Origin of the sequence: Vibrio splendidus (assembly GCF_002873455.1) — a bacterium.
Lineage (GTDB): Bacteria > Pseudomonadota > Gammaproteobacteria > Enterobacterales > Vibrionaceae > Vibrio > Vibrio splendidus_J.
In genome coordinates this window covers 186,878-204,307 of sequence record NZ_MCUN01000054.1, presented here as the reverse complement: position 1 = coordinate 204,307, position 17,430 = coordinate 186,878, and the positions used below count along the sequence as shown (strand labels likewise).

The window sequence follows — 17,430 nt, the reverse complement described above, 5'->3', positions numbered from 1 at the left end:
TTTTCCAATAAATGGAGCTCTTAAACAAATAGCTCTTTTCAGTAAACACCGTTTATCAACACAAAACAAAACAGGTACTCAATGAGTACCTGTTTTTGTATCTAATCTTTCTAATCAGATAGACGATTAAGCACGTGAAGCCGCGTAGCTTTCTAGCTCATCAATTGAAGTTTGTGCCACTACTTCGCCGTCGATAAAGTACGTCACCATCTCGCCATCACGAACACCGATCAATGTCGCGCGCTCACCAGACTGGTAAGTGATGTCCATTTGGATAGTGTTTTCGTCGATCTGTTGCATTTGACCTTTCTCAATCATATCAGCACTAGTGATCGGACCCACTGGCGCTTCAGTCAATGATTTATCAAGCTGATCGTTGATGTCTAGGTAAGTATCAGTCTTAGTGTCAAAGATATGCGGAGAACCAGTTAGAGGGTTGCTACCAGTCCAGAACTCTAATGAGTTGAATACCAAGTAATCCGCAGCAACAGTTAAACCGTAAGCTGGAGCTAATAGAATGTTAAGACCACCACGAGCGTAACGGTTATCAACAGCCTTCACGTTAAACTTCATTAAGTAACCTGTAACTGCGTTGCTACCCACACAGCCAGATAGAGCGACAGAAACCACCGCCAGTGCAACGATCTTAGTAATTGTTTTTTTCATTTTTATCTCGATATATGAATTTGGCCGCCAAAAAATGGCGATGGATAATAACAGCTCTCATATCCAGAATTATCAGATTAAAATCAATAAATTGTCAGGAAAATCACAAATAAAAAACCTCTAAGTTATCGTAAATAAAAAATAGAAACCATTACCAAAGCCCCTCCATAAAAAAGTTTTGTCGTCACCTTAAAGCGATTGATTCGTACTAAAAATCAACGATTGATACATTCCGTATTAACGAATTATCACCATGTTGAGAACAACCTAAATGGCAAGACTAAAACCTAATCAACCATTCGAATTACTTGGTTACACTGTTCAGCCAGGGCAGCGAATAGAGATTGAACTGCAAGCAGCTTTGCTTTATACGCACTCTCCACTTTCGATCCCAATTGAAATTATTCACGGTCGCCAAGCAGGCCCAACACTGATGGTAAACGCGGCAATCCATGGCGACGAGCTAAACGGTGTTGAGATTGCACGTCAGTTAACAAATGCGATTGACCCAAAGAAACTGAAAGGAACATTAATTGTTGTGCCAATCGTTAATGTGTTTGGCTTTATCCATAAGTCCCGTTATCTACCAGACCGTCGTGACCTAAACCGTTGCTTCCCAGGTAGTGAGAAAGGGTCACTAACATCACGTATCGCTCACACCTTCTTTGAGAACGTAGCGAAACACTGTGATTACATTCTGGATCTGCACACAGGCGCGATTCACCGTACCAACCTGCCACAGATTCGTGCAAACCTGTCGAACCCTGAAACACTGCGCATCGCAAAAGCGTTCGCAACACCCGTGATCATAGATTCTCCACTGCGTGATGGTTCATTGCGTAGCGAAGCAGAAAAACTGGGTATTCCTGTACTAACTTACGAGGGTGGTGAAGCGCTGCGTTTTGATCATCTAGCAATCCGTGCAGGTTACCTTGGCGTGCATCAAGTGATGAAAGAAATCGGTATGCTGCGCCCTAACCGTAAGAAGTTACCAGAGCCAGTATTGAGTAAATCGACCAGTTGGATCCGCGCTGAATCAGACGGCATTTTGCGTAATATGGTAAGGCTTGGCGAACAAGTTGAAGCAGGACAAACCCTGGCTTACATCAGTTCTCCATTGGGTCACCAAGAAGGCCAAGTAATCACCACCAAAGGCGGTATCGTGATTGGTCAACAAACTCTACCGTTGGTAAACGAAGGTGACGCAGTATTCCACATCGCTTACTTCAAGCAAGATGATGATGAAGTGGGACAGTCTGTTGAGAGTTACATTGAAGAAGTTGCGGAAGACGATTGGCTGACAGCGCTAAACAACTAAGGACCGAATTCGGGTAATTAATGAATCAGATACGTAGCCACCAGACATTAAGTGGTTACGTGAGCCAGACTAATACGCCACAAATGAAAAAGCCCCGATAAGCTTTTAACTAGAAAGAGAAAAGCTATATCGGGGCTTTTTTTACTTGTCCCTTATCTTAAAATTAAGGGACCTGTAAATTAATTGTGCACTGGATTACTCAGCGTCTTGTTGCTCTTCTTCACGAGCTTTTGCGCGTGCTTCACGTGCTTGCTCAGCTTTAAGCTCTTTAGTGTGACGTAGTTCGTCACGCTCTTTACGCTGCTCTGATTTACGCTCGTTACGTTCAGCTTGGTTTGAGATGAAAGATGCTAGCTCTTTCTCTGCCCACTCTTGTGCTAGAGCTTCAGTTTCGAAACCAGACTCACGCTTAGATACTGTTGTGCTGCGAGACGTTACTTGACGAGTAATCTCTGCACACCAACCGTTGCGTTTTTCTGTAAGGCGGATATCAAATTTTTTGTTCTTAGACATGTTCTATTTTTCCTAAGGGAGATCATTAAGGGATCGGTCACTTTGATAACTCCATCTAAGTGAGCATCTTTTAACACCATCCCTTGGTAAGCGCGGTATTAGAGCACAAATCAATGAATATTGCTGCAAATATTTGCAGCGGATCACACTCCAATAAAGCAAATCGTTTGCGGATTAATTCAATCTACTGCGATCACTCTAATCACCACCAATTTACGCCCTGTTTTATCGGCCATTACCAAATGGACTATGCTCAAATGAAGATAAAAAGCGAGATATCTTATGTATTCGGATCTCGTCATCGAAACATCTCGACTACTCCGCCCATAATTACAATAGCTAAGGAGTTGCTATGGATAGCTTTATCAAAAATTTACCTAAAGTTGAATTGCACTTGCACATAGAAGGTACGCTAGAACCAGAACTGATGTTCCAACTCGCCAAGCGCAATAACGTCTCGATTCCCTTTGAGAACCCTGGCCAAGTACGAGACGCGTACCAATTCCACAATCTTCAGTCTTTTCTCGATATCTATTATCAAGGCGCTAACGTACTGATTCATGAACAGGATTTCTATGACCTGGCTTGGGGGTATCTATTGAGGTGCCAACAAGATAATGTGCTTCATACAGAGATCTTTTTTGACCCTCAAACCCACACCGAACGTGGCATTGCTTTTGAAGTCATCATAGGTGGGATTACTCAAGCTTTGAATCAAGCAAAGCAAGAACTAGGGATCAGCAGCCAGCTGATCATGTGCTTTCTGCGCCACCTTGATGAAGACAGCGCTTTTGAAACACTCAAACAAGCCCTTCCTTATAAAGATAAGATCATTGCCGTCGGGCTGGATTCATCGGAACGGGGCAACCCGCCGGAGAAGTTTAAGCATGTATTCCAAGAGGCGATTAACCAAGGATTCCTCACCGTAGCGCACGCCGGAGAGGAAGGGCCAGCACAAAATATTAGTGACGCACTGAGCTTGCTAGGCATCACCCGAATTGATCATGGCGTTCGCTGTGTTGAAGATGAAGACTTGATGGAACAGCTAATCGCTAAACGCACACCGCTGACGGTTTGCCCGCTATCGAATACCAAACTCAAGGTCTTCGACACCATGCAACAGCACAACATCGTCGAGCTGCTGAGAAAAGGGGTTTGCGTCACGATCAATTCCGATGATCCGGCTTACTTCGGTGGCTATATGAATGATAACTTCCTCGCAGTCGCCAATGCTCACCCTCTGACGAAAAACGAATTAGCGCAATTCAGTATTAATGCCATCGAAGCGAGCTTTGTTTCCCCTCACATCAAAGAAGATCTCATGACACAGGTACGCCAATACCTTGCTACGAATACTTGATGAGTTATTGAGGGCTGTACTTTTCAACACGATCAAAAAGGGAAGCTCAGAGCTTCCCTTTAAGTATTCGTCGATAATCAATCGGCTTAGCCCGGGTGACCATCCACCCTTGGAGTTAACAGCATCATGCCGAACTTCCAGATAAATAACCCGAATGCTAACGTCCATATGCCTGCGCTGATGTTCACCATCTCAAATAAGTACGCAGGGAAGAAAGTCACACCTACGCTGCGAACCAAAGCCGCGACAAAAATAGCTGAGAACGCTAACGCCATACTTGGCCCTTTATAGATTGCACGACCGGTATGCCCCATGGTCACGCGCGTAATCATTGCAAGAATTAATCCACTCAAACCGCCAATCGCAAACAAGTGCAGCATGTTGTGATTCGCAAATGGGTTGTCTAACAAGCCTCTTAGCAACAAGCTTAGAGGGATACATAGGTAAGCCGCATGCAGCGACCACACCAAAGGCTCAGATAGCGTTGTCCAAGGCTTCCAGCGGATAAAGCGTACCAACTGAGTCACACCAGCAAATACCATTAACTCATTGCCGACTTGAGCAAAGGTTAATGGGAAGAAGCTCAACACAAATAAACCAACTAAAGGTAGGTTCGCTAACCATTCCAGCCAAACCAATGGCTGTGCTTTTTCAAAATCAAAACGACGCGCAGTGAAGAATGGGATAACTCGCCCCCCCATCACTGATAGCAGCAAAGTAAACCACCACAACATCGCTTGCCATACTGCAGACGATGGGAATGGAGGCATGCCCTTAATGGTCGCGTAACTAGCAAAGTTCGCCACGATAGCCAATATAAACAGCGGTACAAAGAATAGATTCTTCCAGCCTTTCGATTTCACGACTCGGAAACCAATTTCGTAAGCGGCGAAGATTAAGAACAACGCCTCAACCGATGAGATCAGCCATAACGGTGCGGGAGTCCAAAATAGAATACGAGGTGCTAACCACAAACCAACCAGTGCGGCTAATCGATAGTGTTTGGTTCCATTGACACCCGTCCACGTTTGCACCGCAGTTAACACAAAACCGACCACAATCGCCATGGCAAAGCCAAACAGCATTTCATGTACGTGCCACCAAAGCGCCGGTACTTTTAGCATTTCTGGCTGACCTTTTTGGAACATGATGACCCAAGCCACAATCGCGATCACAGCATAGAGACTGCCTAAAAAGAAGAAAGGTCTAAAACCTAATCGAAGATATGCAGGAATCGCATCTTCTACACTTTTATCTGTGATATTTAACAAACTCGTTCCTCATTTCAGATAACAAGCCAAAAGTGGCTTCTGGGAATTGCTATTTCATAGTCAAATTCATGATGCAGTAATCATCACTGCAATATTGCCTAACGTAATGCATGAAACACGCCAAAGGTATAAAGCCAATAAAAACAAGCAACAAGGAGTCTTTAGGCTTCAGAAAAGTGTCAATTAAACACACCCAATAAGGGTCGTTTAGACTCATAAGTGTATAAAATAAAAACTACTGACATTTGATGAAGCCAAACATATAGTAAGACTAGTCTCAAATACAAAAGAACAGACAGGGAACGCGATGTATATTTTTGGTTATGGTAGCTTGATCAACTCCTCTTCTCGTCAACTCACAGGTCAAACAGGACAAGCAATTCCTGCGATAGTGCATGGCCTAGTTCGTCACTGGAGTAAGATCGATGACAGCTATGTTTTGTCACCTTTGATCGTGAACCTCGGCGAGGGACAAGTGAATGGGGTTTTGCTTGAGGTTGATGATATTGCACTGACTGAGTTTGATCGTCGCGAGCGTGGTTATCACCGAATCGAATTAAAGGCCTCTCAGATAAAAAGCCAAAGTGAGTTCAAACAGGATCAATCGATCTGGGTTTACATCAAAGACGAGATTGAAGCACCTTGCGAAAACAGCCCTATCGTTCAAACCTACGTCGATACGGTACTAGCAGGATGTTTAGAAGTGTCTGAAAGCTTTGCGGCACACTTTGTGGAACATACTCAAGGTTGGCACCACCCACTAGAAAATGATCGCCACCAGCCCAAATACGGCAATCTTGCTGGAGTTTCAGCCCACCATCACAGTGTGATTGATGATTTAATCCTGACTGTTCGAAGCTAGTTGATGCTCGTTGTTAATGGATGGGTGTATATAGTTAATTGATCTACATAATCACCGGATCTACATAATTAATTAGTCTACATAATTAATCTGCATAGCGAGTTAACCTAGGTTGGTGAACTCGATCGTTCACCAACTTAAAGCGAGCTTAAACGACGCGAATACCTGCTGGCATCGCACGTTCCGGTGTCAGCAATACACTTTCAGATTCATCTTCCGTTTCGGCACACAACAACATGCACTCAGAAGTGTGGCCTCTCATTTTCGCTTTCGCTAAATTACACAAAACAACAACCTGCTTACCCATTAACTCTTCTTCGGTGTAGTAAGGTACTAGGCTGGTCACTGTTTGTAGCGTCTTCTCACCGATATCCACTTGCACGATGTAAAGCTTGTCTGCGTTTTCATGACGCACAACCTCAATGATCTGACCTACACGCATTTCTAACTTAGCAAAGTCACCATAAGAGACAGTATCCATTTTTCACTTCCTATATTGATTTATTTTTACCTAACAAGGTATTTACTAAAATTAAGTAAAATGTAAATGTTTACACTAGCACTAAGGTCAATAATTACAAGCGGTAAAGATCTCATTACTGGAAGTAAAATGAGAGTTTCGTTGCCTTGCACTCATTGTCGGTGTTAAATAGATACAGCAATGTATAGAGGTTAAAAATGGCAACAATTAAAGATGTAGCAAGGGAAGCTGGAGTTTCTGTTGCAACCGTATCTCGAGTCGTAAATAAGTCTCCGAAGGCAAGTGCGAACTCAATTGAATCCGTCACCAAAGCGATGTCTAAACTCGGCTATCGCCCGAATGCCAATGCTCGCGCACTGGTAAGCCAGAGCACCAATACCGTCGGTGTGTTAGTTGGTGATATCTCCGATCCTTTTTTTGGCACGCTGGTTAAGGCTGTCGATAATGTCGCTCGTGAGAACGGAAAGCATATCCTCGTCGGTAATGGCTCACACGATCGTGAAGAAGAGAGACAAGCGATTGAGTTACTGATCAATAGCCGTTGCGACGCCTTAGTGATCCACTCAAAAGGCCTGACAGACGAAGAACTGATTGCCTATGCAAAAGAAGTAAAAGGCTTAGTGCTGATCAACCGTTATATTGCTGAGATTGCTAACCGCTGTATTTTCTTGGACAACAAAAAAGGCGCGTATCTTGCGACTGAATACCTTATCCGCCATGGTCATAAGAACATTGCCTGTATCGCCTCATCGCACAGCATTGAAGATGCCGATGAGCGTGTACAAGGTTACTTGTCAGCACTCTCGGATTACAAAATAGCGTTATCTGACAGCTATATTGAGTACTCAGCTCCCACCAGTGAAGGTGGTGAATACGCCATGACCAACCTTTTGACTAAATCACTGCCAATCACAGGCATTGTTGCGTACAACGATTACATGGCGGCAGGTGCTTTGTCTGTCCTAGATGAAAACGGTATTCAAACGCCGGACAAAATGTCGATCATCGGTTTCGATGATGGCTTGATTGCACGCTATGTTCATCCAAAGCTAACCACCATTCGCTACCCGATTCAGATGATGGCAGAGAAAGCGACACGACTCGCGTTGCACTTAGCCAAAGGTGAAAACACCTCAACGGAGCCAATGATGTTCTCTCCGACTTTGGTGCGCCGTAATTCGGTAGAGAAAATCTAAGTTCAGGTCAACTCACCAAACAGCAAACAAAAAAAAGCCCTAACAGAAGCGATTCTGTTAGGGCTTTCCTACCTTACTCTGATACCCAACAATCGCGCTTAATAAATCGCACTCTTGTTGAGCGCCACTTTTGCTCATCCCCCAAGAACAACGCGATAACTCACATTGTTCTATTCACAAACAAAAGCAATTGGCATAACCGTTTTGAGCTAGAGCGTACTAGTTTGAATAATCCCCCGAAAATTCAAACTGGTAACAGGTACGGTAGTTATATTCTTGTTCAGGCTCGAGAATACAACTGTCCTGCTTCCACTCTGGGTGGTTAGGAGAGTCAGGTAAGAACTGGGTTTCTAGCGCCAAACCAGCATAGTCTTCATAGCTGCCACCACTTCGGTTTGGTGTACCACCAAGCCAGTTTCCGGTGTATAGCTGCATCGCAGGTTTGGTTGAAAATACTTTTAGTGTGACGAGCGCATCTGGTGACGTTACGGTAGCGGCGCATTGAGTGCGCTTACAGCCATCAGCCAATAGGAAAGAGTGGTCGTAACCCTTTGCTGCTTTCTGCTGTTCATCACCCAACAAACGCTCTGAGATCATCATAGGCTGATTGAAGTCGAAACTGGTCGATTTCACCGATTTAAGATTGCCTAATGGAATACCTACCGAGTTGGTCGGTAAGAATTGATTGGCGTTGATGCTCACAATGTGTGACAAACAATCGTGCCCGGCTTCCGCACCAAGTAAGTTGAAGTACGCATGATTCGTTAGGTTGACCACGGTTGGCTTGTCTGTGGTCGCAGAGTAATGAATGGAAACTCGATTATCTTCGGTGAGTTCATAACGTACCGACACATTCAAATTCCCCGGAAACCCTTGGTCGCCATCAACCGACTCTAAAGTAAACGATACAGATGTATCATTCTGCTCGGCAATATTCCAACGACGTTTATCAAAACCGTTCGGACCACCATGTAAGGTATTGCCCGCTTGGTTGGTTTCTAGTTTGTAGTTCTGACCATCTATTTTAAAGCGACCATTGGCAATGCGGTTAGCATAACGGCCAACGGTTGTACCCATATAGCTGGCTTGTTTCTCGAAGTTCTCCATTGAGTTAATACCCAACAAAACTTCTCTTTTATTTCCCTTTACTGGCAGGATACAGCTCAACCATGTTGCACCAATGTCCATGAATGTCACTTGCATGCCATGCTTATTTGATAGCGTCACTAACTGAGCGGGTTGGCCATCATAGGCTGGAGTTTGTGTCATGGATTGATGCAGGTTTTGCTCTTGTGTCATTCTAAATTCCTTCTAGTGCCAGTAAAAAGCCTCTACATTGGGTAAAGGCTTTACTATTTGGCCTACCATGATCTTTTTACTTGGTAGGCTCTATCTTTTAAGCATTAAATCGCGAAGCGGTTAGATTACTTCAACTAAGCCTGCTCCGTCTTTCGCTTGGCACACATAAATAGATTCTTTTAGACCGGTCGCCGCTTGATATTTCTGCTCAACGGTTGTTTTAATTTCATCAACCAATGCAGGTGGAACCAATGCCACAATACAACCACCGAAACCACCGCCAGTCATGCGCACACCACCTTGGTCACCAATCACGTCTTTGACCATATCAACCAGAGTGTCGACTTCTTTGACTGTGATTTCAAAATCGTCTCGCATTGACGCATGCGATTCAGCCATCAATTCGCCCATGCGTTTCATATCATGAGTACGCAGAGCTTGAGCCGCTTCAACGGTACGGTCATTTTCAGTAATCACGTGACGGGCACGTTTCGCGACCATTTCATCCAACTCAGACTCTTTCGCTTTGAACTGTTCAATTGTCACATCACGAAGTGCAGGAACACCAAAGATACGTGCCGCTTCTTCACACTGTTCACGACGCGTGTTGTATTCGCTGTCGACTAAGCCACGTTTCTTGTTTGAGTTGATGATAACCACAGCCATATCTTCTGGCATAGAAACCGCTTGAGTCTCTAGGCTACGACAATCCAAAAGCATCGCGTGGTTTGCGCGACCTTCTGCAGAAATCATTTGGTCCATGATGCCGCAGTTACAGCCTACAAATTCATTTTCGGCTTGCTGACCATTCAATGCAACTTCAGCTTGGCTGATCTCTAGGTTGTAAAGCACCTTGAATGTCTGACCGATGACCACTTCCAGTGCCGCAGAAGAACTTAAACCCGCACCTTGAGGCACGTTGCCCGTTACAGAGATGTCTGCACCTGTAAATTCAAAACTACGACCTTTTAAGCACTTCACCACACCACGAATGTAGTTCGCCCACATCTTGTCTTGTTGGAATGTGATCTCTTGAGTTAGATCGAATTCATCCACTGCATTACCGTAGTCCACTGATACTACGCGCACGATGTTGTCGTCACGCTTAGCCGCTGCGACTACCGTTTGGTAGTTAATGGCACACGGTAGAACAAAACCATCGTTGTAGTCAGTGTGCTCGCCAATCAGGTTCACACGACCTGGCGCTTGGATAATATGAGTCGCTTGGTAACCAAGGACTTGCTCAAAAGATGCTTTCACGTTTTGGATTAGGTCAGACATAAGTAAACTCTCTGGTTAAACTCTTTGTTCAATTGGTTATGACCCCTTTACGGCGCCACTTTAATTCTTTTAGATCCCTATCTCATTCGTCTCTCACGGTAGGGAATGACAACATCAGCTTCTAAGCTTCCCACTTGTCGTCATTCCAGAATCGAGGGACGAGATATCAGGAATCTCGCTCGTTATCTACGAAGCAACGTATTACTGCTCTTTGTAATGAACGTCACTCAAATCACGAAGACGCTGCGCCGCTTGTTCTGCGGTTAAGTCACGCTGAGACTCAGCCAACATCTCGTAGCCAACCATGAATTTACGAACCGATGCACTGCGGAGCAGTGGCGGGTAGAACAACGCGTGCAGCTGCCAATGGTCTATGTCAGTACCTTCTTCGAAGAACGGCGCATAGTGCCAGCCCATAGAGTAAGGGAATGAGCATTGGAACAAGTTGTCGTAACGGCTAGTCAACTTCTTAATCGCAAGCGCTAAATCATCACGCTGCTCGTCAGTCAATTCACTCATACGGCGGATGTGTGTTTTTGGTAGCAACATGGTTTCAAATGGCCACGCCGCCCAGTAAGGCACCACGGCAATCCAATGTTCAGTTTCAACCACAGTGCGTGAACCGTCTTTCATTTCAGCTTCAACGTAATCCACTAAAAGATTAGAACCTTGTTGTTCGAAGTACTCTTTTAGCAATTTTTCTTTACGCTCAATCTCGTTAGGTAAAAAGCTGTTTGCCCAGATCTGACCGTGCGGGTGTGGCTGAGAACAGCCCATGGTCTCACCTTTATTTTCAAACGCTTGAACCCACAGGTAGTCTTTACCTAGTTCTTCAATTTGTTCATTCCAGGTATCGATGACACCGCGAATCTTGTTTACCGGAAGCTCCGGCAGCGTTTTGCTGTGATCCGGAGAAAAACAGATCACGCGGCTCAACCCACGTACACCTTGAGTCTTGAATAGAGGGTTTTCAGACTCTGGAGCGTCAGGTGAATCGGGCATCAACGCCGCGAAATCATTACTGAATACATAAGTGCCGTCGTAATCTGGGTTTTCGTCACCCGAGATACGTGTGTTGGTTGGGCACAAGAAACACTCTTTCTCATACGCAGGAAGCTGCGCTGTCGATGGTTTTTCATCTTGGCCACTCCAAGGACGCTTTGCTCGGTGCGGTGATACTAAGATCCACTGACCCGTTAATGGGTTATAACGACGGTGCGGATGGTCTACTGGGTTAAATTCAACTTTTGACATGCTACTTACTCAACTCTTTAAAATTCTTTTCTTCACACTTATCAATGAGAAAAAGTGCAGATACTAGATGAAAACACTGCGGCTTCAATTACACTAACTAATAACCGTTTGGATTATTCGACTGCCAGTTCCACGTATCCGCAGTCATCTCCATCACGCTGCGAGTCGCTTTCCAGCCTAACTCACGCTCTGCTTTTTCAGTGCTTGCCCAACATTCGGCAATATCACCGGCGCGGCGTGGACAAAGTTCATAAGGAACTGGTTTGCCTGAAGCTTGTGCGAAGGCTTCAACCATCTCAAGTACACTCGAACCTTTACCTGTACCTAGGTTATAAATATGTAAGCCCGCTTTCTCGCCCACCGCTTTTAGTGCTGCAACGTGGCCGTCTGCTAAGTCCATTACATGAATATAGTCACGAACGCCTGTACCATCGACTGTTGGGTAATCGTTTCCAAACACAGCTAATTTCTCACGGCGACCAACGGCTACTTGAGTAATAAACGGCATTAAATTATTTGGAATACCTTGTGGGTCTTCACCCATGGTGCCTGATGGATGTGCGCCAACAGGATTAAAGTAGCGCAGTAACGTCACGCTCCAGTCATTTTCAGCGTTGAACAAATCGCTCAAACACTCTTCCACCATGTATTTGCTGCGACCATAAGGGTTAGTGGTCGCGCCGGTTGGTGAAGTTTCGGTAATTGGCACCACTTCTGGGTCACCGTAAACGGTAGCCGAAGAACTAAATACAATGCTCTTCACACCCGCTTTCTTCATGCTACGAGCTAACACCAATGATCCATTTACGTTGTTATCGTAATACTCCAAAGGCTTAGACACCGACTCCCCAACCGCTTTCAGGCCAGCAAAATGAATCACCGCTTGGATATCGTTTTCTGAAAACACGCTATCTAGAAAAGATTGATCACGAATGTCGCCAAGATAAAAAGTTGGTCGCTTACCAGTCAATGATTCGATTCGCTCCAGCACTAGCTCTTTGCTATTGCAAAGGTTATCAACAATGATTGGCTCCATACCTGCCTGTATCATTTGAATGCATGTATGACTTCCGATGTAACCCATGCCGCCTGTAACCAGTACTTTCACAATCAACCTCTCTTTGTTGTCATTCGTAGCGTCACTCGAACCAATATTCAATTCAGTAGCACCCTATGACAGAAATAGTAGCAGCCATTTTGACTATATTTCTGTGATCAAAACCACGAAGTGTAAACGTTTACACTAACTCATATCACTATTACTGAACATGACATAGAGAGAATGGACAAGAAAAGCCACCTAATCCATTGAATTTTAATAAGATAATCATAAATAGTTAGATTTGAGACATCATAGAGAAGTTGAACATTTATTTTACTAAAAGTTAATGCAATGACTTCCAGTTTGATTACAATAGGTCGGTAGAATAAAGAGGTGCATTGCTTTTTTACTAAAGATGTATTTTCAAAGCAACGCAATGTTCCAATAACAGGAAGTGAGTATGGCAACGTTAAAAGATATCGCGACTGAAGCAAATGTTTCACTGGCTACAGTTTCACGGGTTCTCAATGAAGATCCAACATTAAGCGTCAAGGAAGAGACCAAAAGGCGTATCTTTGAAATTGCCGAGAAGTTGGAATACAAAACCAGCAGCTCACGAAAAGCCGTTAGTAGTAAAAAACAAAACCATCACTTCCTTGCGCTGTATAACTACAAGCAAGAAGCTGAAGTGAACGACCCTTACTATCTATCGATTCGCCACGGGATTGAAACCCAATGTGACAAGATGGAAGTTAAACTAACCAACTGTTATGAAAGTAAAATACACGTAAATTCAGCACCTATAACAGGTGTATTGTTGGTGGGAAGGATGACACCAGAGGTTATCGAACAAGCCAAAAAGCTAAGTGATAATATCTGTTATGTTGATTTCACTGATCACTCAGAACCTTATGACTCTGTCGATATCGACTTGGCTTTGATCAGCAAAGAAATCACCAACTTCTTTATCAACCAAGGCTATCAACGCATTGGTTTCATTGGTGGACAAGACGACATCAATACTTCAGACATTCGTGAAGTGGCCTTTGCTGAGTACGGCAGCCTTAAAAACGTAGTCAGTGAGCAAGACATCTATCGTGGTGACTTCTCTAGCTCGTCGGGTTACGACCTAGCGAAGAAAATGCTAGAAAGCGAGAATTACCCGAAAGCCATGTTTATTGCATCAGATTCCATCGCCATTGGCGTTTTACGAGCGATTCATGAGCACGGTTTGCGCATTCCTGAAGACATTGCGCTGATCAGTGTAAATGACATTCCAACCGCTAAGTTTACCTTCCCATCTTTATCAACGGTTCGTATCCATTCTGAACTGATGGGAATTCAAGGTGTTAACCTGCTGATAGAAAAAGCGCGCGACGGACGAACCATCCCACTTAGAGTCTATGTCCCTAGTAAACTCAAGCTGCGCGACACAACAAAATAATCATATAAATCAAACATATAAAATAAGGCTACCTTTATTGAAGGTGGCCTTTTTTGTGCCCATCACATACGCCTATTTACATATACCAGCGTCTTTAGCCTGCTTCATAAAACAACCAATAGCATTCTTTTAAGTGGATCACACACCACTGTAAAAAGCCTATAAAAAACGTGATGGAGTTAAAGTAAAACGTTTTCACCAATTTCATTTAGTAAAACTTTTACTAATAATTACCTCAGTCCAAAAATACTCGTATTCACTACGACCCAATTACGCATAAGAACGTCGGTCAGCAAATTGCATCTAGGCCGAGAGAGAGGCAACGTGAACAACTGGGAAAACTTCCTTAACTTACATGAGAACCGTATGGCACCGCGTGCATACTTCTTCTCATACGCATCAGAAAAGAATGCAAAAACGTTTCAGCGTGAACTTAGCAGCCACTTCCAACTATTGAGTGGCCAATGGAATTTCAGCTATTTCACCAATCCACTATTGGTTCCTGAAGAGTTCTACTCTCAAGAAATGAAAGACTGGGGCCACATTACGGTTCCAAACATGTGGCAAATGGAAGGCCACGGCGATCTTCAATACACAGATGAAGGTTTCCCATTCCCAATTGATGTGCCTTTCGTCCCATCAGACAACCCAACAGGCGCATACCAACGCTCTTTCTTCCTTGGCGAAAGCTGGGGCGAGAAGCAAACCATCATTAAATTTGATGGCGTAGAGACTTACTTCGAAGTTTACGTAAACGGTGAGTACGTAGGTTTCAGCAAAGGCAGCCGCCTAACCGCTGAGTTCGATATCTCTAGCCATGTAAAAGCAGGCGACAACCTGCTTTCTATTCGTGTGATGCAGTGGGCTGACTCAACCTACATTGAAGACCAAGACATGTGGTGGACGGGCGGTATCTTCCGTGACGTTTACCTTGTTGGTAAAGAGCAACTGCACGTTCAAGACCTAACGGTTCGCACTGACTTCGACGACGCTTACCAAAGCGCTACCCTTTCGTGCAATGTTGCCTTAGAAAACCTAGCAGCAGCGATAAACGCAACCCTTGAGTACGCATTGCTTGATGGCAGCCAAGTTATCTCGCAAGGCTCAGTAGATAACCTAGCCGTTCCTAATAGATTGACTGACGGCAATGCGAATACTCAATTCTCTATTGATGTGGTTAACCCAGTTCAATGGAACGCTGAAAACCCTTACCTGTACCAACTGTTGCTTACGCTGAAAGACGCTGACGGCAAGGTGCTGGAAGTGATTCCACAACGCGTTGGTTTCCGTGATATTAAAGTTCGCGATGGTCTGTTCTACATCAACAACAAGTATGTGATGCTGCACGGTGTGAACCGTCACGACAACGACCACCTGAAAGGTCGTGCTGTTGGTATGGATCGCGTAGAGAAAGATTTAGTACTGATGAAGCAACACAACATCAACTCAGTACGTACAGCGCACTACCCGAACGACCCACGCTTCTACGAACTGTGTGATATCTACGGCCTATTCGTGATGGGCGAAACCGATGTCGAAACTCACGGTTTTGCTAACGTTGGCGACCTAAGCCGCATCACTAACGATGCAGCATGGGAAGCGGTGTTTGTTGAGCGTATCGAGCGTCACATTCACGCTCAAAAGAACCACCCTTCTATCATCATGTGGTCGCTGGGTAACGAGTCAGGCTACGGCTGTAACATCCGTTCTATGTACGATGCAGCAAAAGCAATTGATGACACGCGTTTGGTTCACTACGAAGAAGACCGTGATGCAGAAGTGGTCGACATCATTTCAACCATGTACTCGCGTGCTCAACTGATGAATGCCTTCGGTGAATTCCCACACGAAAAGCCACGCATCATCTGTGAATACGCACACGCAATGGGTAACGGCCCGGGCGGTCTAACCGAATACCAAAACGTGTTCTACAAGCATGATGCAATTCAAGGTCACTATGTTTGGGAATGGTGTGATCACGGCATTCTGGCGCGTGATGAAGCAGGCACAGAGTTCTACAAGTACGGCGGTGACTATGGTGACTACCCGAACAACTACAACTTCTGTATGGATGGTTTGATCTACCCAGACCAAACACCAGGCCCAGGCTTGAAAGAGTACAAACAAGTGATTGCCCCAGTGAAGCTTCGTGATTTCGATGCTCAAACGGGCACCTTCACCGTTGATAACAAACTGTGGTTCTCAAACATTGATGACTACACCATCACTGCAGAAATCCGCGCTGAAGGTGAGACCATTGCTGTACAGCACATCAAGGTTGAAGAACTGGCTGAAAACTCTAGCCGCGAACTGACACTTAACTTGCCAGAACTTGATGAGCGCGAAGTGTTTGTGAACTTTACTGTTCGCAAAGATTCTCGTACTTCATACAGCGAAGCGAACCACGACATCGCGGTTTACCAATTCCAAGTGAAAGAGAACACAGCACAGCTTGACGCCTTCACCAACAACAATGCAACGGCACTGAATGTTGAAGAATCTCGCCTCGCTTACCTAATCAAAGGCCACAACTTTGCACTGAACTTCTCGAAAGTGAACGGCAAGCTGACGTCATGGCTAGTAAACGGTGAAGAGCTGATTAAGTCAGAGCCGAAGCTGAATTTCTTCAAGCCAATGATCGATAACCATAAGCAAGAGCACGATGGTTACTGGGAGCCTGCACACCTGCAGATCATGCAAGAGCACTTCCGCACGCTAAACGTTGAGCAAGTTAACGGCAAGGTAGAGATCACGACCACCAGCATCGTTGCTCCACCGGTATTTGATTTCGGCATGCGTTGTGAGTATCGCTACCAAATCAGTACAGAAGGTCAACTGAACGTTGAGCTAAGCGGTGAACGTTACGGTGATTACCCACATGTAATTCCCGTGATTGGTTTCGACATGGGTATCAACGGTGACTTCGACCAAGTTCAATACTACGGCCGTGGCCCTGAAGAGAACTACCAAGACAGCAAACAAGCCAACATGATTGATGTTTACCAATCAACCGTGGCTGACATGTTCGAGAACTACCCGTTCCCACAAAACAACGGCAACCGCCAACACGTTCGTTGGGCTGCGCTTTCAAGCCGCGCGGGTAATGGTATTGCAGTAAAACCACAGCAAGAAATCAACTTCAGCGCATGGTTCTACACCAACCAAAACCTGCATCAAGCACAGCACACCATTGAGCTAGAGAAGAGCGGTTACATCACGCTAAACCTAGACCACCAAGTGATGGGCTTAGGCTCGAACTCTTGGGGCAGCGAAGTGCTCGACTCTTACCGAGTTTACATGGACGAGTTCCGCTACGGCTTAACTCTGATTCCATTCCAAGCAGGCGATTGCGATGCGCAGCACCTAATCAATCACAACTTTGGCGATGAGTTTTTTACGGTGAACGCACCGAAAGCTCAACCACAACAGAACGAGGCATAAGC

14 protein-coding genes are annotated in these 17,430 nt (G+C 44.9%); 6 read left to right on the top strand and 8 right to left on the bottom strand.

The features are described from left to right. Nucleotides 1–126: 126 nt before the first annotated feature. Nucleotides 127–666 carry a DUF3332 domain-containing protein gene (locus BCU75_RS23000; protein WP_076675665.1) on the bottom strand — a complete coding sequence of 180 codons (540 nt, stop codon included), beginning with the start codon at nucleotides 664–666 and terminating at the stop codon, nucleotides 127–129. A gap of 271 nt (nucleotides 667–937) precedes the next feature. Between BCU75_RS23000 and BCU75_RS22995 the strand changes: the two genes are divergently transcribed. Next, the gene (locus tag BCU75_RS22995) at nucleotides 938–1,984 is read left to right on the top strand and encodes a succinylglutamate desuccinylase/aspartoacylase family protein (protein ID WP_102475198.1); all 1,047 of its coding nucleotides are present in this window, start codon (nucleotides 938–940) and stop codon (nucleotides 1,982–1,984) included. Between the two features lie 195 nt (nucleotides 1,985–2,179). Here BCU75_RS22995 and BCU75_RS22990 read toward each other — a convergent pair whose 3' ends face one another. Beyond that, on the bottom strand, nucleotides 2,180–2,497 hold the full coding sequence (locus BCU75_RS22990; RefSeq protein WP_102475197.1) for a DUF3622 domain-containing protein: 318 nt from the start codon (nucleotides 2,495–2,497) through the stop codon (nucleotides 2,180–2,182). Between the two features lie 352 nt (nucleotides 2,498–2,849). Between BCU75_RS22990 and BCU75_RS22985 the strand changes: the two genes are divergently transcribed. Further along, nucleotides 2,850–3,857, top strand: a complete 1,008-nt coding sequence (locus BCU75_RS22985; RefSeq protein ID WP_102475196.1) for an adenosine deaminase — start codon at nucleotides 2,850–2,852, stop codon at nucleotides 3,855–3,857. A gap of 86 nt (nucleotides 3,858–3,943) precedes the next feature. On the opposite strand, the gene BCU75_RS22980 is transcribed toward BCU75_RS22985, so the two are convergent. Then, on the bottom strand, nucleotides 3,944–5,128 hold the full coding sequence (locus BCU75_RS22980) for an NnrS family protein (RefSeq protein ID WP_102475195.1): 1,185 nt from the start codon (nucleotides 5,126–5,128) through the stop codon (nucleotides 3,944–3,946). A gap of 307 nt (nucleotides 5,129–5,435) precedes the next feature. Between BCU75_RS22980 and BCU75_RS22975 the strand changes: the two genes are divergently transcribed. Next, entirely contained in the window at nucleotides 5,436–5,990 is a 555-nt protein-coding gene (locus BCU75_RS22975) for a gamma-glutamylcyclotransferase family protein (RefSeq protein WP_076675676.1), read from the top strand. Nucleotides 5,991–6,138: 148 nt separating this feature from the next. Here the strand turns inward: BCU75_RS22975 and BCU75_RS22970 are convergent, their stop codons facing one another. After that, a complete protein-coding gene (locus BCU75_RS22970; RefSeq protein ID WP_102475194.1) occupies nucleotides 6,139–6,471 on the bottom strand; it encodes a tRNA-binding protein in 333 nt (110 codons plus the stop codon). Nucleotides 6,472–6,668: 197 nt separating this feature from the next. On the opposite strand from BCU75_RS22970, the gene BCU75_RS22965 reads away from it, so the two are divergent. Further along, nucleotides 6,669–7,667, top strand: a complete 999-nt coding sequence (locus BCU75_RS22965) for a substrate-binding domain-containing protein (RefSeq protein ID WP_016784961.1) — start codon at nucleotides 6,669–6,671, stop codon at nucleotides 7,665–7,667. A 219-nt stretch (nucleotides 7,668–7,886) separates the two neighbouring features. On the opposite strand, the gene galM is transcribed toward BCU75_RS22965, so the two are convergent. From galM to galE, 4 genes are all read right to left on the bottom strand, one after another. Further along, nucleotides 7,887–8,966, bottom strand: a complete 1,080-nt coding sequence (galM, locus tag BCU75_RS22960; RefSeq protein ID WP_102475193.1) for a galactose-1-epimerase — start codon at nucleotides 8,964–8,966, stop codon at nucleotides 7,887–7,889. 120 nt (nucleotides 8,967–9,086) lie between these two features. Next, nucleotides 9,087–10,247: a galactokinase gene (galK, locus tag BCU75_RS22955; RefSeq protein ID WP_102475192.1), complete on the bottom strand. Its 1,161-nt coding sequence runs from the start codon at nucleotides 10,245–10,247 to the stop codon at nucleotides 9,087–9,089. Between the two features lie 201 nt (nucleotides 10,248–10,448). Next, nucleotides 10,449–11,501, bottom strand: a complete 1,053-nt coding sequence (locus BCU75_RS22950; RefSeq protein ID WP_017069513.1) for a UDP-glucose--hexose-1-phosphate uridylyltransferase — start codon at nucleotides 11,499–11,501, stop codon at nucleotides 10,449–10,451. Between the two features lie 97 nt (nucleotides 11,502–11,598). Next, nucleotides 11,599–12,609, bottom strand: a complete 1,011-nt coding sequence (gene galE / locus BCU75_RS22945; RefSeq protein WP_102475309.1) for a UDP-glucose 4-epimerase GalE — start codon at nucleotides 12,607–12,609, stop codon at nucleotides 11,599–11,601. 394 nt (nucleotides 12,610–13,003) lie between these two features. Between galE and ebgR the strand changes: the two genes are divergently transcribed. Both ebgR and ebgA read left to right on the top strand, forming a co-directional pair. Next, entirely contained in the window at nucleotides 13,004–13,987 is a 984-nt protein-coding gene (gene ebgR / locus BCU75_RS22940) for a transcriptional regulator EbgR (protein ID WP_076675685.1), read from the top strand. A 324-nt stretch (nucleotides 13,988–14,311) separates the two neighbouring features. Beyond that, nucleotides 14,312–17,428, top strand: a complete 3,117-nt coding sequence (ebgA, locus tag BCU75_RS22935; RefSeq protein ID WP_102475191.1) for a beta-galactosidase subunit alpha — start codon at nucleotides 14,312–14,314, stop codon at nucleotides 17,426–17,428. The last annotated feature ends 2 nt before the right edge of the window (nucleotides 17,429–17,430 follow it).